Annotated in this window: 14 protein-coding genes; 5 read left to right on the top strand and 9 right to left on the bottom strand. The window is 43.9% G+C overall.

Features of this window, described 5'->3' with window-relative positions; genetic code table 11:
- Together Aba26S_RS18840 and Aba26S_RS18845 are read left to right on the top strand one after the other, a co-directional pair.
- A partial coding sequence (locus tag Aba26S_RS18840) for a solute carrier family 23 protein (protein ID WP_043974250.1) occupies window positions 1-713 on the top strand: 713 nt, incomplete at its 5' end.
- A gap of 108 nt (window positions 714-821) precedes the next feature.
- Entirely contained in the window at window positions 822-1718 is an 897-nt protein-coding gene (locus Aba26S_RS18845) for a LysR family transcriptional regulator (protein WP_043974253.1), read from the top strand.
- Between the two features lie 6 nt (window positions 1719-1724).
- On the opposite strand, the gene Aba26S_RS18850 is transcribed toward Aba26S_RS18845, so the two are convergent.
- The 3 genes from Aba26S_RS18850 to ilvD all read right to left on the bottom strand — a co-directional run bounded on the left by Aba26S_RS18850 (window position 1725) and on the right by ilvD (window position 5798).
- A complete protein-coding gene (locus tag Aba26S_RS18850) occupies window positions 1725-2456 on the bottom strand; it encodes a sulfite exporter TauE/SafE family protein (RefSeq protein ID WP_043974254.1) in 732 nt (243 codons plus the stop codon).
- Window positions 2457-2535: 79 nt separating this feature from the next.
- On the bottom strand, window positions 2536-3825 hold the full coding sequence (locus tag Aba26S_RS18855) for a hypothetical protein (RefSeq protein WP_043974257.1): 1290 nt from the start codon (window positions 3823-3825) through the stop codon (window positions 2536-2538).
- 143 nt (window positions 3826-3968) lie between these two features.
- Entirely contained in the window at window positions 3969-5798 is a 1830-nt protein-coding gene (gene ilvD / locus Aba26S_RS18860) for a dihydroxy-acid dehydratase (RefSeq protein ID WP_032861725.1), read from the bottom strand.
- A gap of 210 nt (window positions 5799-6008) precedes the next feature.
- Between ilvD and fmt the strand changes: the two genes are divergently transcribed.
- Together fmt and rsmB are read left to right on the top strand one after the other, a co-directional pair.
- Window positions 6009-6971, top strand: a complete 963-nt coding sequence (gene fmt, locus Aba26S_RS18865; RefSeq protein WP_043974260.1) for a methionyl-tRNA formyltransferase — start codon at window positions 6009-6011, stop codon at window positions 6969-6971.
- Window positions 6968-8275 (top strand): 16S rRNA (cytosine(967)-C(5))-methyltransferase RsmB, encoded by a 1308-nt coding sequence (gene rsmB / locus Aba26S_RS18870; RefSeq protein ID WP_005237975.1) that lies wholly within the window; start codon window positions 6968-6970, stop codon window positions 8273-8275. Before fmt ends, rsmB begins: the two co-directional genes overlap by 4 nt.
- Before the next feature lie 41 nt (window positions 8276-8316).
- Here rsmB and Aba26S_RS18875 read toward each other — a convergent pair whose 3' ends face one another.
- The 3 genes from Aba26S_RS18875 to Aba26S_RS18885 form a co-directional block, all read right to left on the bottom strand.
- Window positions 8317-8460: a methionine/alanine import family NSS transporter small subunit gene (locus Aba26S_RS18875; protein ID WP_005237973.1), complete on the bottom strand. Its 144-nt coding sequence runs from the start codon at window positions 8458-8460 to the stop codon at window positions 8317-8319.
- A 10-nt stretch (window positions 8461-8470) separates the two neighbouring features.
- Window positions 8471-9949, bottom strand: coding sequence for a sodium-dependent transporter (locus Aba26S_RS18880; protein WP_043974263.1), 1479 nt, complete (start codon window positions 9947-9949; stop codon window positions 8471-8473).
- A gap of 377 nt (window positions 9950-10326) precedes the next feature.
- Complete coding sequence (locus Aba26S_RS18885; RefSeq protein ID WP_043974267.1) at window positions 10327-11769, bottom strand: aldehyde dehydrogenase family protein; 1443 nt, start codon at window positions 11767-11769, stop codon at window positions 10327-10329.
- A gap of 132 nt (window positions 11770-11901) precedes the next feature.
- Here Aba26S_RS18885 and Aba26S_RS18890 point away from each other — a divergent pair, with 132 nt between their 5' ends.
- Window positions 11902-12654 (top strand): TIGR04219 family outer membrane beta-barrel protein, encoded by a 753-nt coding sequence (locus tag Aba26S_RS18890; RefSeq protein WP_043974270.1) that lies wholly within the window; start codon window positions 11902-11904, stop codon window positions 12652-12654.
- A 48-nt stretch (window positions 12655-12702) separates the two neighbouring features.
- Here Aba26S_RS18890 and Aba26S_RS18895 read toward each other — a convergent pair whose 3' ends face one another.
- From Aba26S_RS18895 to Aba26S_RS18905, 3 genes are all read right to left on the bottom strand, one after another.
- A complete protein-coding gene (locus Aba26S_RS18895) occupies window positions 12703-14478 on the bottom strand; it encodes an SLC13 family permease (RefSeq protein ID WP_043974274.1) in 1776 nt (591 codons plus the stop codon).
- Between the two features lie 362 nt (window positions 14479-14840).
- On the bottom strand, window positions 14841-15152 hold the full coding sequence (locus Aba26S_RS18900) for an ankyrin repeat domain-containing protein (protein ID WP_043974277.1): 312 nt from the start codon (window positions 15150-15152) through the stop codon (window positions 14841-14843).
- Between the two features lie 86 nt (window positions 15153-15238).
- Window positions 15239-15664 carry a hypothetical protein gene (locus tag Aba26S_RS18905; RefSeq protein ID WP_043974280.1) on the bottom strand — a complete coding sequence of 142 codons (426 nt, stop codon included), beginning with the start codon at window positions 15662-15664 and terminating at the stop codon, window positions 15239-15241.
- Window positions 15665-15822 lie beyond the last annotated feature (158 nt).

Genomic DNA, 15822 nt, shown 5'->3' on the forward strand with positions numbered 1-15822 from the left:
AACGTCTATTATTGTTAATTGGCCTGTTAATTGCCTATGCAATTTATGCAATCGCCAGTAATGGCTTAGGCTATGGCAAACCGATTGATTTCTCCCAAATCTCGGCAGCACCATGGTTCGGTATCCCGAGCTTGTCACACCCCACTTTTGATTTAAATGCAATTCTGATCATTGCACCCGTGGCACTGATTTTGGTGGCAGAAAATCTGGGACATATCAAAGCAGTCGGGGCCATGACAGGTGAAAACCTCACACCACAACTGGGTAAAGCCTTTGTTGCCGACGGCGTTGCAACGACCTTATCAGGCGGTGTCGGTGCACCAGGGATGACCACTTATGGCGAGAATATTGGGGTGATGGCAGTCACTCGCGTTTACTCGACGCTGGTCTTTGTAATTGCAGGTGTATTTGCGATTATTCTCGGTCTTTCACCTAAGTTTGGTGCAGTCATCAGTACTATTCCAAATGCGGTGCTGACTGGAGCATCTATCGTGGTCTTTGGTCTGATCACCATTGCTGGTGCAAAAATCTGGATCGAAAATAAAGTCGACTTCTCAAATAATAAAAACCTGATCGTTGCCTCTGTGACGATTATTCTCGGCGCAGGTAACTTTGAATTGTTATTTGGTAATTTCAATTTAGGGGGTATCGGTACTGCAACTTTTGCAGCGATTTTCTTAAACTTGCTGTTTAATTTAAAAGACAAAAACTAAAACATTCAAGGCAGCGAAAGCTGCCTTTTTTCATCATGCTTTTCTGCCCTATCTTTATTCAGCCTATTTTTAGTATGATGGCTTTTTACATTTCAATACGTTGCCATCATGCGTTTTGATTTTTTTGATTTACAGCTTGTTCTACATATCATCAATACGGGTAGTCTGACCAAAGGCGCAGAACGCTCTGCAATTTCTTTGCAGGCTGCCAGCGAACGCATAAAAAAACTTGAGCTCTATTTCGATACCCCCTTATTTGTTCGTCATAGCAACGGCCTTGAACTGACCACTGCTGGTCACGCCTTGGCGGAACATGCTCGCCGTTTAATGAAGCAAAAAGCAGTGCTTGAACATGACATGCAACGCTTTCGGCAACAGCAACCTGAATCTCTGACACTCTGGTGTAACTCTTCTGCTCAAAGTGAGTATTTACCACCACTCTTACCGCAATATCTGATGTTGCATCCAACCATTAATCTTGATCTACACGAAGCGGAAAGCTCTGAAATTGTTGAAGCCCTAACCCAAGGCATTGCACGCTTGGGATTGGTATCCAGCTTTTTTGATACCCAGCATTTACACACCCAAGAATTTGCCAGCGACCCACTGGTGCTGATTTGTCCAGCAGAACATGCCTTAGCTCAGCAGGCACCCTTGAACCTGATCGAGGCCTTAAATTACGGCTTTATTGGCTTGATGCCGCATCATTCATTACAGCAATCGATTGAAACCCAAGCTAAATTACTGGGCTTTAATATCCAATACCGTTTGCGCTTACCCAATTTTGCTGCAATTGCAGAAGTGGTGGCGAAAGGGGTCGGCATTGCTATTATGCCTGCCCGTGCGGCACAGCGCTTACAGGCAGATTACGCTTTCCATACCGTGCAGCTACTGGGTGCATGGGCCAATCGCAAGCTGCTTTTGGCCGCACAGGACTTTTCCCAGCTGCCGCTGGGTTATCAACAATTTGCTGAATTTTTACTACAGCATCAACCCGCCAACTGATCCATGCTAATGTGCCATCATATACATCCCTAAGGCCATTAACCCGATAAAAAACAGGCGGCGAAAGCGTTGCTCGTTCAGTTGGTAACGGATCTTTTTACCCAGCCACATTCCAACCAATGCAGCCACTAAAGCTACGGCAGAGAGTCGATAATCCAGATGCATACCAGCCATCGGGTTATGCTGTAGAAATACGGCCAGACAAATCGTAGATACGGTAAAGGTCAATCCTAAGGCTTGTACCAGTTCATCTCGTTTTAAATGCAAAGACTGCAAATACGGCACAACGGGAATAATCACCACACCCGTTGCGACTGTGACTGCACCACCAATATAGCCCACGACAGGAGATAGCCAACGCTCATATTTGGCCAGATGGGGCAGCTTTTTGACACAGAGGCCATAACATCCGTATAAGGCCAGCATGCATCCCAATAAAATTTCGCTGCTGTGCCCATGACTCTGGTTTAAGGTCGGTAAAAAGCTCCAGATCGAACCCACAATAATACCTGCAAGTAAGGTCCAGAAACGGCGGATAAACATCCACACCCGCCCCTCAGCAAACAGTTGCCAGACATTGGTCACCATGGAAGGAACAATCAACAGAGATGCGGCCTGAAAGGGACTCATGGCAATGGTCAATAGCCCCATGGATACCGCAGGCAAGCCTAGACCAATCATGCCTTTGATCATGCCTGCAAAGGCAAATACCACAATAATGATTGCTAAAAAAGTCATGCGCGCTCTCCGATGTTGCACCGGAGTTATGCTACGAAAAAACGGGGACTCTCCCTATTCTTATTTTTGGGAGCTGGCCTCAGGCAGAGCTTGAGGCTATTCGGTATTTATCTTCCAACACATTGCTAATAATACTTTCAATCATCCAGACCCGGTATAAGCTATTAAATACATAGCTCTGTCCATCGATGCGCAATTCCAGAACTGGAAAATCAGGCTGATGCTTTTGCTGGCACAGTTCATCATTCTGTTGCAATAAAGCCTCCACATCCTGTTCTGTAATTTGATCGATCTCCAAACGTCTCTGCATACGCTGAAAATGGGCTTTAAATGACAGGTCTCTACCACGTGTCCACACCCCTTCAAATATCTGATGAATACAGTTCACTTGCTGTTCTTCAGGCACGCTATAAAACAGCCGTGCCATCTCATAGGTTGCTTCTTTAGTTGGGCGGCAGAATGGTGTAAATGCGACTTGTGTCCGCTTGGAGACGCGAGTGGCCAGACTCCAGTCAAACCAGTCGCGCCCGTGATAACTCAATGGGTAAACTTTCAACTGAATATTATAATAATCCGCCAGTTCTTCTTTGATATATGCCAATAATAACCAGCTCATTGGATCTTCAAGCGCAATATACAGATCCAACTCAGGATGCATGGCTTGAACTTCGCTCAGCGCTTCACCATCATTAATCAAATGCTCACGCCATTCGATATGGTTGATCAGGAAAATTGGATTTCCTGTCAGCAATTTCTGTTGTTTTAGCCGACGGGTCAAGCGGAGTAAGTCATCAACGGCTTGATATTTACGCTCACCAAATTCGAAATAACTGGCGGCTACAGGCACATCTTTAAAAATGCGTTCAGGATAATCTTGAGGGCTTTGGTGCTGGCTGGCCATGGCATGCAAGGTACGCAATTTGCCATATTGTTGCTGCCACAACATATGAAAGACGTCTTCGAGCAAATGTAAGAAGTTCTGCTCACGCAATGGCGTGTTTCTAAGAATGGTTTCAGCTTGTTGTAAGGCTTCTGCACTGGGGATTTCTGGAGTGTCGTCAAAACTAAAACGATGTTGCTTGGCGAGAATTTTGGCATCATTTAAACAATAAGTTTGCCAGTCTTGCTTCGACATCTCATTGGGAGGTTCAGCGTCTTGCCTCGAAATAATCACCTTTAACGGTTTGAGTTCATCACTCAAGATTTCATTGAGCTGACCAAGTTGTTGCACTGCAAGATAGCTATAAACATCGTCTAGACGCAGGTAAATACTTAAACCCTGTTCCGTGGGTAACTCCGCCTGACGAGAAGGTTTCTGATAGTACCAACTCGATCGTATGGGATCAAACCAACGACGTAACAAAGACATGTCGACAGCCTCTAATGGTCATAAAGTGAAATATGGATGGATATACTCAAACTTGTGTTGGAACAAGTGAGCCAATAAATGTGTTCAGTATCTTATAAAATAACAAAAAAGTCCCCCTTAATTGAAAGAGGGACTCAAAGGGATTACAAAACTCGTACTGCGCCTTTGGCTGCACTGGTTGAATGCAATGCGTAAATCTTCAATGACTTAGACACTTTGCGTTTACGTTCTTCTGCCGGATGCCAGCCTTTGGCTTCCTGAACTGTACGGCGATGTGCCATGGTGGCATCGTCAATATCAAGGTGAATGGTACGATTTGGAATATCAATTTGAATGGTATCACCATCTTCAACCAGACCAATTGCACCACCCTCCGCTGCTTCTGGAGATACGTGACCAATCGACAAGCCTGACGAGCCACCCGAGAAGCGACCATCAGTAATCAAGGCACAGTCTTTACCCAAACCTTTCGATTTCAGGTAACTGGTCGGGTACAACATTTCCTGCATACCTGGTCCACCACGTGGGCCTTCATAGCGAATCACCACGATGTCACCCGCCACGATTTTATGATCCAGAATTGCTTCAACTGCCGAATCTTGACTCTCAAAAACGCGTGCCGTGCCAGTGAATTTAAGAATCGACTCATCCACACCCGCAGTTTTAACGATACAGCCATCTAGAGCGATGTTGCCGTAAAGCACTGCCAAACCGCCATCTTTAGAGAAGGCATGTTCAGCATTACGAATCACACCTTTCTCACGGTCACCATCTAGGGTTGAATAATAACGGTTCTGTGAGAACGCGACTTGGGTTGGAATTCCCCCCGGAGATGAACGATAGAACTCATAAACATCGGCATCTTCCGTACGGATAATATCCCACTTGTCCAAAGCATCTTTCAGGGTTTTTTCATGTACGGTTGGGCATGAAGTATTGAGTAGGTTGGCACGATCGAGCTCACCCAAGATCGCCATGATCCCACCCGCACGGTGTACATCTTCCATATGCACGTCTTGTTTTGCAGGTGCAACCTTTGACAAGACTGGAACCTGACGTGACAAACGGTCGATATCATCCATGGTGAAATCAACTTCGGCTTCGTGCGCCGCTGCAAGCAAATGCAATACGGTATTGGTTGAACCGCCCATTGCAATATCAAGTGTCATGGCATTTTCAAAAGCAGCTTTGGTGGCAATCGAACGCGGCAAGATGCTGTCATCATTCTGCTCATAATAGCGCTTCGCCAGTTCAACCACTAAACGGCCAGCTCTCAAGAATAATTTTTCACGGTTTGCATGCGTTGCCACGATAGAACCATTGCCCGGTAAAGACAAACCAAGAGCCTCGGTTAAACAGTTCATCGAGTTGGCCGTGAACATGCCTGAACATGAACCACAGGTTGGACATGCTGAGCGTTCAAACGCAGCGACTTCTTCATCGGTATAGCTTTCGTCGGCTGCAACCACCATCGCATCAACCAAGTCGATTGCTTTTTCATCACCACGGAATTTGACTTTACCCGCTTCCATCGGCCCGCCAGACACGAATACCACAGGGATGTTCAAGCGCATTGCTGCCATCAACATTCCCGGTGTGATTTTGTCACAGTTTGAGATACATACCATTGCATCGGCACAATGAGCATTGACCATATATTCTACAGAATCGGCAATCAAATCACGTGATGGCAGTGAATACAGCATCCCGTCATGACCCATGGCAATCCCGTCATCAACGGCAATCGTATTAAATTCTTTTGCCACACCACCAGACGCTTCAATTTCTCGCGCAACAAGCTGACCTAAATCTTTGAGATGCACATGGCCTGGCACAAATTGGGTAAATGAGTTGACCACTGCAATAATGGGCTTGCCAAAATCTTCATCTTTCATACCCGTCGCACGCCATAAACCACGTGCGCCAGCCATATTTCTTCCATGTGTCGATGTTTTCGAACGATAATCAGGCATTTTTTATTCCCAACAAGTGTGTGCTCGAGACGAATAGGACATTCGCTCTGGCGAAATGATACTGAGCTCTCTGCATCATACTACAAGTTATCGTTTAACAGATGACCAACAGGCCTATCTTTTTTTGCACAAAAGCAATTCAGGCAGTGAATTAGGGACTCGTCGCTTTTTCGCTTATAATTTGAGGTAAGTTTTGTTTGGATTCCATTTGTGAAAATCATTTTTGCTGGTACGCCTGAATTTGCGGCAACCGCATTGGCGGCATTATTAAAAACATCCCACCAGATTATTGCGGTTTATACCCAACCTGACCGTAAATCAGGACGTGGGCAAAAATTAACGCCATCGCCTGTTAAACAATTGGCACTTGAACACGATTTAGCTGTTTATCAACCTTTGAACTTTAAAGCGTCGACGGAAGACGGCTTGGCAGCTCGACAACAACTTGCGGCCTTAGGTGCAGATGTGATGGTGGTGGCCGCTTATGGCTTGATCTTGCCGCAAGCCGTTTTAGACACCCCAAAGTACGGCTGTTTGAATATTCATGGCTCATTGCTGCCGCGCTGGCGCGGGGCTGCCCCAATTCAACGTGCCATCGCTACAGGTGATGCAGAAACGGGGATTACCATCATGCAAATGGCGGCAGGTCTAGATACGGGCGATATGATGTATAAAACCTATTGCGCGATCACCGCTGAAGATACCTCTGCCAGCTTGCATGACAAACTGGCAATCCAAGGTGCAGAAGCGATTTGTACAGTACTCGAATCAGAACAAAGCTTGCAGGATTTCATCGAAAAACGTGAAGTGCAAGATGAGACACTGACGGTCTATGCGCATAAGTTAGTCAAAGCAGAAGCGCGTATTGACTGGAAGCAAAGTGCATTGCAAATCGACCGTAATATCCGTGCTTTTAATCCTTGGCCAGTGGCGTTTATTCAGTTAGATGAAAACAATGCCTTACGTGTTTGGGGCTCCATGCTTTCTCAACACCGCAACGCCGCTGCTCAAGCAGGTGAAATCTTGGCTTTGGATAAACAAGGCGTGCATGTGGCGTGTGGCGACAATACAGCCGTGTGCCTCACCAGCTTGCAATGGCCTGGCGCGAAAGCCTTAAATCCAGTGCAAATTGCACAAACCCAGAAATTACATATTGGACAAATTCTCCCATGAGCCAATCGAATCAATCATCTGCAAAAAATTTGAATCTGCGTGCGCAAGTGGTCAAAACACTTTTGGCTGTTCAAAATGGGCAATCTTTGTCTTCTGTTTTGAATCAACATCTCAATATGGTTTCTGAACGTGACCGTGGTTTATATCACGAACTTACTTTAGGTTGTTTACGCCAATGGTATTCCTTAAAAGCCATTACCTTACCATTGCTCACAAAACCATTAGACAATGAAGCCCTAGAAAGTTGTTTATATCTTGGTTTATACCAAATTTTATGTACGCGCGTTCCTGTACATGCTGCGATTTCAGAAACCGTAAATGCGGCTAAGCAACTCGGTTTCGAGCCAATGAGTGGTTTGGTCAATGCAATTCTGCGTCGTGTTTCACGTGAAACAGATGAATTTCAAACCGCTTTGAATAATACGCATGGTTTACCAAGCTGGTTATTCAAACGGCTCAAAAAAGATTGGCCTGAGCAAGCAGAGTCGCTATGCCAAGCCTTAAAACAAGTCGCGCCACTGACGCTGCGCGTCAATGAACGCCAAGTCAGTCGTAACGAATATTTAGAGATTTTGGACGAAGAACAGATTGATGCTCGTCCTTGTATGCTTTCAAATGTTGGTATTGTTTTGGAACAAACCGGCAATATTACCCATTTACCCGGTTTTGAAGAAGGCGGTTTTTCTGTTCAGGATGAGCATGCTCAATTATGTGCCACGCTTTTACCCAACTTAGATAACCAAGTTGTGATCGATGCTTGTGCTGCACCAGGAGGTAAAGCCGCGCATATCCTTGAGCGCTTTAATCCGAAAAAATTGATTGCGCTTGATCATGATGCAAAACGTTTACTGCGTGTTTCTGAAAATTTAGAACGTCTTGCCCTAGATCAGAAGCTTGTTGAGATTGTGACAGCAGATGCCACCACATGGCAGGCACCAGAACTTGTCGATTGTATCGTGTTGGATGCACCCTGCTCTGCAACAGGCGTGATCCGTCGCCATCCCGATATTCGTCTGCTGAGACAGTCAACCGATATCGCACAAACCGTGGCGCTACAACAGCAGATTTTGCAGCAGATGTGGCAACAGCTTAAAGTCGGTGGCACCTTGCTGTATATCACCTGCTCAATACTTAAAGCTGAAAATGAGCAGCAAATGGCAACTTTCTTTGCTGAACATACCGATGCTGAAGAAGTCAAAATCGAAGCCGATTGGGGGATTGAGCAGACGCATGGTCGTCAGTTGCTGCCTTCTGCACACGCTGGTGATGGTTTCTATTATTGCCGGATTAAAAAATTGGCATAATAAAAAAGCAGGCTTGAAGCCTGCTTTTTTTTAAATCTGTTTTAAAGCGTATGTTGATCTTTGACTTCTTCCAGAACCTCATCGAGTTCTTCTGGATGCTTCATCAGGTGCAGGATCGACAAAGCCAATCCCCCCCAAACAAACAACATAGCAATAACCATCATCACGATTGCAGAAGTATTCATATTCTTTCTCCTAGCGATCTTTGAGCTTGCTGAGCACGATTGCAACAACCGCACAGAAAATCACACTGCCCCATCCAAAGATGCCTTGTAAGCTCATGCTATAACTATCGTAACCATTTTTCACCAAGTTAAATACCGTCATGCTTAAGGTGGTTAACAAGATCAGAGAAGTGATCACCGTTAAGGTAAATGCCCAGCCTTTACCCAGTTGAATCGTGGAAATACGGTTGATATGATCGCGCAGTTCAATCAAGGCAGAACGTTTAAACCATGTAATCCACAGAATAGAAACGAGTGCTCCGCCAACAATACCAATGTTATTGATGAAGTGATCGACAATATCGACCAGTTTAATCGCATTGACACTGGAGAATAAGAACACCGAAACCAAGGCACTACCGCCACCAATAATGGTCACAGCTTTGGTACGCCCCCATTTCAATTTGTCTTGCATCGCTGCAATCGGCACTTCCAAGATACTCACCATTGAAGAAATACCCGCAACGAAGAGTGATGAAAAGAACAGCAGACCGAATAAGTCAGCACCTGCACCCAAGCTTGAAATGATTTTCGGGAAGGCGATGAATGCCAGACCAATACCACCACTCACTACGTCCTGTACTTCTTTGCCTGCCGTATGCGCCATAAAGCCCAAGGCTGCAAAGATTCCGATACCGGCCAAGATTTCCGTCGAGGCATTGGCAAAACCAACAATCAGACCCGAGCCAGTTAAATCGGTTTTAGGTTTGAGATAAGAGGCATAGGTCACCATGATCCCGAAGCCCACAGACAGGGAGAAGAAAGTATGGCCATATGCGGCTAACCACACTTTATAATCCATCATGGCCGACCAGTTCGGGGTAAAGAAAGCATTTAAGCCTTCCACCGCACCTGGTAAACGTAATGACTGAACCACCAGAATGGTGAACAACACGAATAACAATGGCATGAAAATCTTGTTGGATAATTCAACGCCCTTCTTCACCCCACCATATAAAATGATTAAGGTCAGTGCCCAGATTCCGACGATTGGCCAGAACAAATGACTCACGAAATTAAGGTCAAAACCTGCCGCTTTCGAGGTCTGTAAATACGTATTGAAGAAGAAACTTTCCGGGTCACTCCCCCATGTCTGACCTATCGAGAAGTACACATAACTCCCCGCCCACGTCAGTACACTGGCATAGTACAGGCCAATGATGATACAGACACAAACCTGCCACCAGCCCAGCGTCTCTCCCCCTTTAAATAGCGCACGATACGCCTTTGGTGGAGAATTACGCGCACGATGACCCGTTGCATAGTCCAAGAATAAAAGAGGTAAACCAGCGGTAATCAACGCCAGTAGATAAGGGATAAGAAACGCCCCGCCGCCATTTTCATAGGCAACGTAAGGGAAACGCCAAATATTGCCTAAACCGACAGCTGAACCTACAGCTGCAATAATAAAACCAGATCGTGATGTCCAGTTTTCACGAGTATCTGTCATAAAACACCTAAATTGTCCTGCTGGCCCTTCCATACTGTTTGTGGTTTGTTATTGTCCAACAGACATGAAAAGTGCCATAAAAATCTTGTCTTGTTTGTATGAAAATTCAACCTTGTGAGTGTGTTATTTCCATGCACAAACAAACAAAAAACCAAACCATCTTCCTTAAAGATCGGGCGTTGTTTTTCTGCTTTTAATAGCCGAACAATACCTGTTTTTATTTCTTTTTACTGTAAATTCTGCAAGAAAAAATCATGTTTTTTAAACAACTGATTATTTTTCAACAGCCTGTAATTTTGACCTTACAGTCAAGCTATAAAAATCAAGTACATAAAACAATCAAGCGAAGCATTTACTCCGCTTGGGCCACTCTCTTTTTATTGTTTGATGGCTAATAATCTTTCCTCTTGCATATCCCGAATAGCAAACTGAATCCCTTCACGGCCAAGGCCCGAATCCTTCACCCCACCATAAGGCATATTATCGACGCGGAACGTCGGGACATCGTTAATAATCACACCTCCAACATGTAAATGATCCCATGCATATAGCATCTTATTCAGATTTTGCGTATATACGCCTGCCTGCAAGCCAAAACGACTTTGATTAATGGTCGCAATGCCCTGCTCAAACGTCTTAAACTTTTCTAAAATTGCCACAGGACCAAAGGCTTCATCTTTATAGATTTCCAGCTTGGCATCGACATTTTCCAGTAAAGTGGGTTCGAACAAAACCCCTTCTAAACGTCCTCCTATCAGTATTTTTGCTCCTTTTTTCTCGGCCTTATCCAGCCATTTTTTCAGACGGATCGCTTCAGCCTCCTTAATCATGGGACCAACCAATGTGGTACTTAAAGTGGGATCATCCACTTTAATTTTTTTCAATTTGGCGATGAGTTTCTTTTTCACTTCGGCATATAAGTCAGTATGAATTAAAATCCGCTGCACACTGATACAGATCTGCCCCGCATGCCCATAGGCTGCACTGATTAAACGATCAATCAAAGCGTCATCAATCACTGTATCCGCATCAATCAGAACCGCAGCATTCCCGCCCAATTCTAAGGTGACTTTCTTACGACCAGCACGGGCTTTCATGTCCCATCCCACCTGATCGGAACCCGTAAAGCTTAACAACTTGAAGCGATCATCCGTGACCAGAATATCTGCGGCCTGACGCTCACAGGGCAATACCGACCACGAGCCTTTCGGTAAATCGGTTTCTGCTAACACCTTGGCAATCATTAAGGCACTGATCGGAGTCAAACTGGCAGGTTTCAACACAAAGGGACAACCCGCAGCAATTGCTGGTGCAATCTTATGTGCAACGAGGTTGAGAGGAAAATTAAACGGACTGATTAAGGAAACTGCACCGATGGGTACATGTTTGACCATCCCTCTGAACTGGGCAGCTGCAGGCGTCACAGCTAGAGCTAACATTCGTCCATCATCAAGCTGTGTCACGGCATCTGCGGCCAATTGAAAGGTATTGATCAGACGTTCGACTTCGGCACTTGCTGCACCGCGAGGTTTCCCCCCTTCTGCAATCAGAATATCTGTTAACTCTTCACGCAGTTCATTAAAACGCTTCACGCAGTGCAATAGGATTCTTTGTTTCTGAAAGGGTTTTAAGGCCGCCATTTCTGCTTCAGCTTTCACCGCAGCTGCAATCGCTTTTTCAAGCACTTTGGTATCGGCCAAGGCGACACGTGCATACACGGTATTGTGATACTTATCATGAACTTCAAGCCATTGGCCTGTGGTGGCTGCTTTGCCTGCGACATAAAGTGGGTAATCCACCACATTTTTTGTATCTGTCATTATTCTTGATCCTGTTATAAAAATTTAAATTTAGACTACTGCATATTTTCCAAGATCACTATATGATTCGCCCATTCACAGATGAATTCACAACAATTCATTACTGTTTTTGATACTGATTAGGACAATGCAATGAAAATATTAAAAATATCAATGTTTGCTATAGGGACGAGTATTTGTGGTCTGGCACAGGCAGATGTGATTGGTGTAAAAGCTGATGCAAGTTATTGGTTTTATGATGGGAAGGCTCAAGTTCAGCCCAATAATACAACGTCTTTATCCAACCAAACTGGCGTAGATAATCTTCTATTAGATCCTTATGCAGACTCTCGGGAGTATGATTTAGACCGTAAAGGCTCTGCTCAAATATCACTTGCAATTGAACATCCGATTCCATTGATTCCAAATGCCAAAATTCGCTATGTAAATTTGAAATCACAAACTGAAAATACAGTGGCTGGACAACCTGTCTATGATCTGAACATCGATCACACCGATTTCATTCTCTATTATGAAATCTTGGACACCATCATCAGCGCAGATGTCGGTCTGGGTGCAACCAATTTAAATGGTGATGTCAAAACACTGAATGTCAGTAAAACAGATATCGATAAAACCATTCCTGTCATCTATGGCTCTGCGGGCATCAAACTTCCATTTACTGGTCTCAGTGCCAAGGGCGAGTTGTTGTATAGCAACTTTAACGATACCAAAATCACGGATGCGCAAGCCGAATTACAATACAACTTTATTGATAATTTATTGGTCGATGTTGGTTTAAAAGCAGGCTATCGTATTCTCGATATCAAATTAGATGACTACAAGAAAAATGACCTTAAGTTTGACTTTAAAGGTCCGTATATTGGCTTAGATATTCATTTCTAAAACAATATATGCAATAAAAAAGCCCTGAGTGATTCAGGGCTTTTTTATTTATAGCTTTATGGGAAAGAGTAAAAGCAGCAATAAAATCGTGACAGAACCCATCAGAATATTCATAGGTAAGCCAACTTTGATAAAATCACTAAAACGATAATTGCCGGGACCTAATACCATCAAATTGGTTTGATAGCCTAATGGGGTCGCAAAACTCGCAGATGCTCCCATCATAATGGCAAAGACAAAGGGAATTGGATTCAGATCGGCTTGGGCTGTGATTTCCAACACCACAGGCAAAGTCAGTAATGCAGCTGCATTGTTAGTAATCACCTCGGTCAGTATAGACACAAAGCAATAGGTCAAAATTAATAATACAATCGCCTCACCCGCACTAAAATGCACAATCAATTGTGCCAGCATTTCGGCAACACCCGTTTTCTCCAAAGCAGCCCCCAAAGCGAATGAAGCCGCAATGGTTAAAATAACCGTCAAATCCAGGCTTTTTTCCGCCTGTTTAACCGTTAAACAGCGGGTCAATAACATCATTCCTGCTGCCAGCAAAGCTGCATTCAGCATACTCAACAAGCCCAAACCTGCCGCAAACACAGCTGCAAGCAAGATCCCCCACGATAATAATGCTTTATCATGTTGCGGAGGTTCATGATCTAATTCATTGACCAACAAGAAATCTTTATTATATTTTTGACGTGTTACAAAAGCCGGACGCGCTTCCAGTAATAGGGTATCACCAACCTGTAATTTAATATTACCCAGCCCCCCTTTTAAACGCTCACCATTGCGCGCTACAGCCAATACAACAGCCCCATAACGATTACGGAACTGGGCATCACGAATAGCACTACCAATTGCCTCACAATGCGGCGACACCACAGCTTCAACTAAGCGACGACCTGCATGCTCTTCTTCCAAAGCGGTCTTTTCATCAATACTTGCTGGTGCAACCAAACCATTAATTTTTAAAAGTTCAGTGATCGCTTCGGTATCTCCCGCAAACACCAAACGATCATTACCAAATAAGATCTCATCCGAAGAGACAGCCGTTAAAATTGTTTGCTGACGTTCAATTTCAACCAGATAAACTCGCTTTAGACTTCGCAGACCCGCTGCTGTAATAGATTGCCCAACCAATGGACCATTTGGACTGACGATCACTTCTAAGGTAAATTCTCGCAAATTGGAGAAGACATTTTGTTCTTGGTGATTGGGCAGCAATTTGGGGGCGAACCAATACATCACCAGCATCCCAATAATCGCAACTGGCAGACCAATCACCGTAATATCAAATATGCCGAAGCCTGCTTCACCAGTTAAAGCTTGATACTGACCATTTACCACCAGATTCGTACTCGTCCCAATCAGGGTAATCGTTCCTCCAAGAATGGCGGTATAACTCAAGGGAATCATTAATTTTGAGGGGGCAATTCCAATCTTTTTCGACCAGCTATTTAAAGCAGGAATCATGGTTGCAACCACAGGTGTATTATTTAAAAATGCGCTGAGCGGAGCGATGGGTAAGAAAATTCGCAATAGTGCCATCCGTTCAGATTTTGGAGTTCCCAATAGCTTATTCACAAACAGATCAATTCCGCCTGAATTAGAAATCCCTGCTGCCACAACAAACATTGCCGCTACGGTAATCAATCCAGAATTACTAAAACCTGCCAAAGCTTCCTGAGCAGTCAACACGCCAAATACACTGAGTATTGTCAAAATTGCCAACATGACGATATGCGGGGCAATCTTTGAAAAGATGAGTGTAAGTAGTCCTCCCAAGGTTAAAGCCAAAGACAACCATCCTTCCCAGCCCATAGCCAATCTTTCCATAAATAGATAATAATTTGGATTCTATATAATCAAAGTTGATATATAAATGTGATTTACTGCTAAACTTAGCTGAAATTGTGATAACAAAATGCCCTTTACAGCCTAAACCCCAGATATCCTTTCAGATCAATGTACGCTAAAACCTACAACAATCGCAGCAATTGGCGAATATCCCAATGCAAACTTTTCACCTATCATATAAATCATAGAGAGACAGGAAGTCTCATTGAGAATAAGAACAGACACAGGACGTGGTCGTTAATAGGATATCAACGACATAAACTGAATATGAAGAAGCCCCGTCAGGATGATGGGGCTTCTTTTTATCTATCATTTTTATGCGTGATTTAAAGACTTTTAAGATACGCAACCACTTCGCTATGCTCGGCCATTTCTGCAAGCTGTAATGCGCTATATTCACTTTTATAGGTCACATCCGCCCCCTTGCTCACAAGTAGCTTTACCACCGCCAAATGATCGTTCTCAGCAGCGGCCTGTAATGCACTATAGCCTTCGTCATCGGTCTGGTTTGGGTCTATCCCCTCTGCCAGTAGTTGCTCAACTTGTTCCACATCACCAAGAGAAGCCCAATATACCAGCTCAGGAAGATGTAGTTCTTCATCATCTTCAGGGAGTGGAGTGAAAGAGTTGAGTTTCATAAGGAATGATCCAGTTTTTAGTGCTAACTACAATTAAAACTTAAATTTAGTGGTGTATCTATGTTTCATTCCAAGATAGTTAAATCTTAGCCTTCCCCAGCACTAGCCTCATAGTAAGACTCTATTAAATAGGGTGACATCTCTCTCAATGGCTCTCCAGTATTGTACTTTCTAGCGAAAAATAAGAACTCACGATAAGGAGCTTCAAACTGTAAAATAGCACAGCCCAAATCCATAAAGTAAAGTGATCCACCTTGGGCTTGCCCGTACTCAGTACTCTGATTTGCCAGATAGAGAGCTACCTCTAACTTGTCCATTTTTAAAAGATCTACACCACAAAAAATTAAACGCTCAATATCGATTGGATCAATCGTAAATGCACTAAGTTTTCCATCTTGATAATCGCAATCTCTAATACCTGAAATCGCTGTCAACTGAGATTCTACTTCAGATTTTGACATATCAAATTTTAGCTGTCCTAACCCAACAAAAGGTTCAAAAATAAAGTCCATAATAACATTCCCTATTAAGCATCCAACCATTTGTTTATATCTTAAGCAAGAGATGGCGGAGTATGAAGTATTTTTAGTCAAATCTAATTAAAGCAAATGGATATATCATTATTTTTCGCCAATAAAAAACACCCCCAACGGTTAGGTTGGGGGTGTTC

It is taken from the genome of Acinetobacter sp. NBRC 110496, from assembly GCF_000876115.1.
Taxonomy (GTDB): domain Bacteria; phylum Pseudomonadota; class Gammaproteobacteria; order Pseudomonadales; family Moraxellaceae; genus Acinetobacter.

Bases quoted from the DNA above. Each gene is read 5' to 3' on its own strand.
- Aba26S_RS18845 (WP_043974253.1), top strand. From the start codon at position 822: ATGCGTTTTGATTTTTTTGATTTACAGCTTGTTCTACATATCATCAAT.
- Aba26S_RS18850 (WP_043974254.1), bottom strand. From the start codon at position 2,456: ATGACTTTTTTAGCAATCATTATTGTGGTATTTGCCTTTGCAGGCATG.
- Aba26S_RS18855 (WP_043974257.1), bottom strand. From the start codon at position 3,825: ATGTCTTTGTTACGTCGTTGGTTTGATCCCATACGATCGAGTTGGTAC.
- ilvD (WP_032861725.1), bottom strand. From the start codon at position 5,798: ATGCCTGATTATCGTTCGAAAACATCGACACATGGAAGAAATATGGCT.
- rsmB (WP_005237975.1), top strand. From the start codon at position 6,968: ATGAGCCAATCGAATCAATCATCTGCAAAAAATTTGAATCTGCGTGCG.
- Aba26S_RS18875 (WP_005237973.1), bottom strand. From the start codon at position 8,460: ATGAATACTTCTGCAATCGTGATGATGGTTATTGCTATGTTGTTTGTT.
- Aba26S_RS18880 (WP_043974263.1), bottom strand. From the start codon at position 9,949: ATGACAGATACTCGTGAAAACTGGACATCACGATCTGGTTTTATTATT.
- Aba26S_RS18885 (WP_043974267.1), bottom strand. From the start codon at position 11,769: ATGACAGATACAAAAAATGTGGTGGATTACCCACTTTATGTCGCAGGC.
- Aba26S_RS18890 (WP_043974270.1), top strand. From the start codon at position 11,902: ATGAAAATATTAAAAATATCAATGTTTGCTATAGGGACGAGTATTTGT.
- Aba26S_RS18895 (WP_043974274.1), bottom strand. From the start codon at position 14,478: ATGGGCTGGGAAGGATGGTTGTCTTTGGCTTTAACCTTGGGAGGACTA.
- Aba26S_RS18900 (WP_043974277.1), bottom strand. From the start codon at position 15,152: ATGAAACTCAACTCTTTCACTCCACTCCCTGAAGATGATGAAGAACTA.
- Aba26S_RS18905 (WP_043974280.1), bottom strand. From the start codon at position 15,664: ATGGACTTTATTTTTGAACCTTTTGTTGGGTTAGGACAGCTAAAATTT.